The following is a 4,892-nucleotide window of genomic DNA, read 5'->3' as shown; positions in this document are numbered from 1 at the left end:
GTCCCAGTCGCCGTCGTCGGTGTCGGTGCGGTGGAAGTCGGGGTCCCGGTGTCGAGGTCGGCGTGCAGCCGGGCGGCGCGCTCGCGCAGCAGCCGGGGGTCCCGGTCGCGGGCGTCGAGGAGGTCGTCGAGGAGTTCGCCGCGGACGCGGTGCTCGGCCTCGGCGGCGGAGCGGCGGGCGAGCAGCAGCAGGGAGGTGACCATCGCCGCGCGCTCCAGTGTGCGCTGGTCGACGGGGTCGAGGCCCGGGTGGCCGCGCAGGACGAGCGCGCCGAGGAGTTCGTCGCCGGCGGCGACGGCCGCGATCCAGTCCTGCCCGTGCCGTACCGCGTGGCCCTCCGCCCGCGAGGTCTCCAGGGCGTGGGCCGGCGCCTCGGCCGCCTCGGCGAACTCCACCGTGCCGTCCAGTACCTCGGAGACGGCGGCGGCCACGTCGTGCACCCCGCCGCCGCGCAGGACCAGCTCGGCCAGCCGGTCGTGGACGTCCGAGGCTCGTTCGATGACCGCGCTGCGGTCCTGGATGATCTCGTTGGCGCGCTCCAGACCCGCGAGCGCCGAACGGGTCTCCGCCAGGAGGTTGGCGGTGTCGATGGCGGCCGCGGCGAGGGCGGCGAAGGAACCGAGCAGGGCGATCTGTTCCCGCTCGAACACCCTGGCCCTGCGGTCGGCGGCGAACAGGACTCCGATGACGTGGTGGCCGAGTGTCAGGGGCACTCCGAGGATGGCGACGAGGCCCTCGTCGCGTACGCCCGTGTCGATGGTGTGGGTGTGCTGGAAGCGCTCGTCGCGGAAGTAGTCGTCGGTGACGTAGGGGCGGGCCGTCTGGGCGACCAGGCCGCCGAGCCCCTCGCCCATGCCGAGGCGCAGCTGCTGGAAGCGGGCGGCCACCGAACCCTCGGTGACCCGCATGTAGGTGTCGCCCCTGGCCGGGTCGTTCAGGCTGAGGTAGGCGATGTCGGTGCCGAGCAGTGAACGGGCGCGCTGGACGATCGCCCGGAGCACGGCGTCCAGGTCGCGCAGTCCGGCGAGGTCGTGGGCGGTCTCGAAGAGCGCGGACAGCTCGGCCTCCCGGCGTCGCCGCCCCTCGATCTCGGACCGCACGCGCAGGGCGAGCAGCCTGGCCTGTTCGAGGGCGGCGACCCGCCCGGCGGGCAGTCCGTCGGCACGGGCGAGCAGCGCGGGCTGTTCGTACGCCTCGGCGGACGCGCCGCGGACCAGCAGCTCGAGGAACGGTGCCTCGGCGCTGCCGACGGTGTCCTGGCCGGCGCCGGAGCGTGCCCGCCCCCGCCCCCGCACCGCGGCAGCGGGGGCCGGAACGGGAGCGGGAGCGGTCGCGGAGCGCTCGGCGGACTGCGGGTGATCGCGGGACATGCTCACAGGATTCCTCATCCCCTGGCCGTGCCGTCAGGCCTGTGGACAACTCTGTCGGCCGACGGCCGGCCGTTGACGGCCGATGGCTCAGTGCGCGGTCCAGCCGCCGTCCAGGACCAGTGAGGTGCCGGTGACGAAGGCCGCCCGGGGGCCGCACAGGTAGGCCACCGCCTCGGCGACGTCCTCCGGCTCGATGAGCCGTTTGACCGCGCTGTCCTGCAGCAGCACCTCGGACAGCACGCGCTCCTCGGGAATGCCGTGCGCGCGGGCCTGGTCGGCGATCTGCTTCTCGACCAGAGGGGTCCGCACATAGGCGGGGTTCACACAGTTGGAGGTGACACCGTGGGGCGCGCCTTCCAGGGCGGTGGTCTTGGACAGCCCCTCCAGGCCGTGTTTGGCAGCCACGTAGGCGGACTTGTAGGCCGAGGCGCGCAGCCCGTGCACCGAGGACACGTTGACGACGCGGCCCCAGCCCTGCCCGTACATGTGGGGAAGGGCGCCCCGGATGAGCCGGAAGGGTGCTTCCAGCATCACGGTGAGTACCGTGCGGAAGACGTCGGGCGGGAATTCCTCGATGGGGCGGACCAGCTGCAGTCCGGCGTTGTTGACCAGGACGTCGGTTCCGGCGGCGGCGAGTTCGGCGGCGTCCAGGTCGGTGAGGTCGAGGAGGTGCGGCTCGACGGTCCCCGGGAGGCCCCGGGCCGCCCCGGCGAGCGCCTCCAGGCCCGTGGCGTCCCGGTCGACGGCTCTGACCTTGGCCCCGGCGGCCGCGAGGCGCAGCGCGCAGGCGTGGCCGATGCCGCCGGCGGCGCCGGTGACAAGAGCGGTACGGCCACCGAGGTCGAGCGGTGTGTCGTGGGGAGCCGGAAGAGCACGGGGCGCGGTCATGGATCGACCCTAGGCAGGAGCCCCCGGCCGACCCATGTGGCCAGGCCCTACAGTTCAGCCGTTTCCAGTGGCGTCGAACCATGTGGGTGCATCGGACATGGCCTGCTTGATCCGGAAAGTGGCGAACTCACTCAGCTCCGGCAGCGCGTCCACGGCGAACCAGCCGACGTCCAGGGACTCGTCGTCGTTGACCCGTGCCTCGCCCCCGACAGCACGGCAGCGGAAGGTGATGTCCATGTACTGGCAGATGTCGCCGTTGCCGTAGGTCACCGGTTTCAGCGCCTGCACCAGCAGGACCCGCTCGACCGCGCAGCGCACCGCGGTCTCCTCCTCGACCTCTCGCACGGCGCAGGCCGCAGGCTGCTCCCCCGGGTCGGGGATGCCTCCGATCACCGACCATCTGCCGGTGTCGGACCGGCGGTTCAGCAGCACCCGGCCCTCGTCGTCGAAGACGAGCGCGGTGACTCCGGGGAGCCACAGCAGCTGGTGACCGGCGGAGGCTCGCAGTGTGCTGATGAAGTCGGGTGTGGCCATGTCCCGACCCTAACCGGCACCGCGCGGTGCTCCCTCGCACGTCAGGGACGTACGCCTCCACGCGTCACCGCGTACGCCGGACCCCGGGGTCCCCCACGCCACCGCGCACCACGGACGCGGCGGCCCTATACGTCACCGGCGCGGCGTGCGCGCACCCCGGTGGTGACGGCCCAGCCCAGGCCGCCCGCGGCGACGAGCACGAGTGCGATCTCCGGGAGGATGCCGAGACGGGTGGCGGGCGTCTGCGAGGAGCGCAGCGGCACCTCCTGCACCAGCGAGTCGGCGACGAACATGCCGGTCCTCTGCGTGATCCTCCCGTCCGGCATGATGACCGCGCTGACCCCGCTGGTCACCGGCACGGTCACCGCGCGGCTGTGCTCCACGGCGCGGACCCTGGACATGGCGAGCTGCTGGTAGGTCATCTCACTGCGGCCGAAGGTGGCGTTGTTGCTGGGCACCGAGATCAGCTGGGCTCCCGCGGTGACCGTGTCCCGCACCGCCCAGTCGAAGGCGGCCTCGTAGCAGGTGACCAGGCCGACCCCGACGCCGTTCATGCGGAACACACCGGGCTCGCTGCCCCGGCTGAAGTCCTGGCGGACCATCGAGGTCCAGTCGCCGTTGATCGCTCCGACCAGCGAGCGCAGCGGCAGGTACTCGCCGAACGGCTGGATCTGCCGCTTGTCGTAGGTGTCGACGGGGCCCTTCACCGGGTCCCAGAGGATCTGCTCGTTGAGCAGGTGGCCGTCCCTGGCGACCACGCCGCCGACCGAGATGGGGGCGCCGACCGCCTTGGCCGCCTTGTCGATGACGGCGCGCGCGTCGGCGTTGGCGAAGGGGTCGATGTCGGAGGAGTTCTCCGGCCACAGCACGACGTCCGGCCGCTCGGCCCTTCCCGCCGCGACCTCGGCGGCCAGGCGTTCCGTCTCCCGCGCGTGGTAGTCGAGGACAGCACGCCGCTGGGAGTTGAAGTCGAGACCCAGCCGGGGCACGTTGCCCTGGATGACGGCCACGGTCGCGGTGCCGGTCTCGGCCTTGTCGCTGACCAGTGTCCTGGCCGCGAGCGCCGCTGCCACCGGGACGACGACACTCAGTACACCGACGACCGCGGCGGCCCGGTGCAGGGTTCCCGTACGGCGGGCCAGCGCGGCGAGCCGGACGGTCTCGTACAGGCCGAAACCGCACAGCACGACGGCGAAGCCGAGCACCGGAGTGCCGCCGAGCGCGGCGAGCGGCAGGAAGACGCCGTCCGCCTGACCGAACGCGGCCTTTCCCCAGGGGAAGCCGCTGAACGGCACGCGCGCGCGTGCCGCCTCACCGGCGATCCACAGCGCCGCCGCCCACACCGGCCACCCGGGGAGTCCCGACACCGCGGCGACACCCGCGCCGACCAGCGCGACGAACACCGCCTCGATCACCACCAGGGCGATCCACGGTCCGGGGCCGACCTCCACTCCGGTCCACACCAGCAGCGGAAGCAGGAACCCGAGGCCGAAGAGGTAGCCGAGACCGAGTGCGGCCTTCCAGCTCCGGCCGCGCAGCACCCAGCCGAAGACGGCGAACGCGGGCAGGGCCAGCCACCACAGGGTGCGCGGCGGGAAGCTGACGTGGAGGAGCAGGCCCGAGAGCGCGGCTGCGGCGGCCGGAAGGAGACGCACGAGCCGCCTGCCCCGCGCGGGGGACCCGGTCTGCGCGGGCATCGGGTCCGACTCGCCGACGGAGGTTGCGGTGACGGTCACTCCGGGAGTCTACGGCGCGTGACCTGGCGGCCGACAGCACGGTCCGGCGGGCGGGAGGGTCGCCCCCGGGAGCGCGGCCGTCTCCAAGGGCGGACGGCGTGCGGCATCGTCTCCGCGCGACTTGTCACCACACATCCCCGAACCGGCCACCAGCCGTTACGGTGTGCCGGTGCCCTGATCGCGCGGCCCTTCCCGGCGCCGGCGACCGGGGCCCGTCACAGGCCGGGGGCGACGCGGTGCGGGGTGCGGGGTGGGTTCCACGGGAATGGCTTCCGACGGTCCGGAAGCGGACGGCGAGAGACGGATCGGCCCGGACGCGGCGGGTGTCGTACTGCTGGGGGTCTGCGCGGCCTGGCCACTGATC

4 protein-coding genes are annotated in these 4,892 nt (G+C 73.2%); all 4 read right to left on the bottom strand.

What is annotated here, in order from left to right:
• Positions 1–1,370: GAF domain-containing protein (locus tag B9S61_RS03060; protein WP_146064691.1), on the bottom strand; the 1,370-nt coding region annotated here is incomplete at its 3' end.
• An 87-nt stretch (positions 1,371–1,457) separates the two neighbouring features.
• Positions 1,458–2,258: a 3-hydroxybutyrate dehydrogenase gene (locus tag B9S61_RS03055; RefSeq protein WP_103540791.1), complete on the bottom strand. Its 801-nt coding sequence runs from the start codon at positions 2,256–2,258 to the stop codon at positions 1,458–1,460.
• Between the two features lie 54 nt (positions 2,259–2,312).
• Entirely contained in the window at positions 2,313–2,792 is a 480-nt protein-coding gene (locus B9S61_RS03050) for an NUDIX domain-containing protein (protein ID WP_103540790.1), read from the bottom strand.
• A gap of 125 nt (positions 2,793–2,917) precedes the next feature.
• Positions 2,918–4,528 (bottom strand): apolipoprotein N-acyltransferase, encoded by a 1,611-nt coding sequence (gene lnt / locus B9S61_RS03045; RefSeq protein ID WP_103540789.1) that lies wholly within the window; start codon positions 4,526–4,528, stop codon positions 2,918–2,920.
• Positions 4,529–4,892: the final 364 nt, after the last annotated feature.

This window comes from Streptomyces sp. SM1, assembly GCF_002910825.1.
Lineage (GTDB): Bacteria > Actinomycetota > Actinomycetes > Streptomycetales > Streptomycetaceae > Streptomyces > Streptomyces okerensis.
This window is presented reverse-complemented; position numbering and strand designations above follow the sequence as displayed.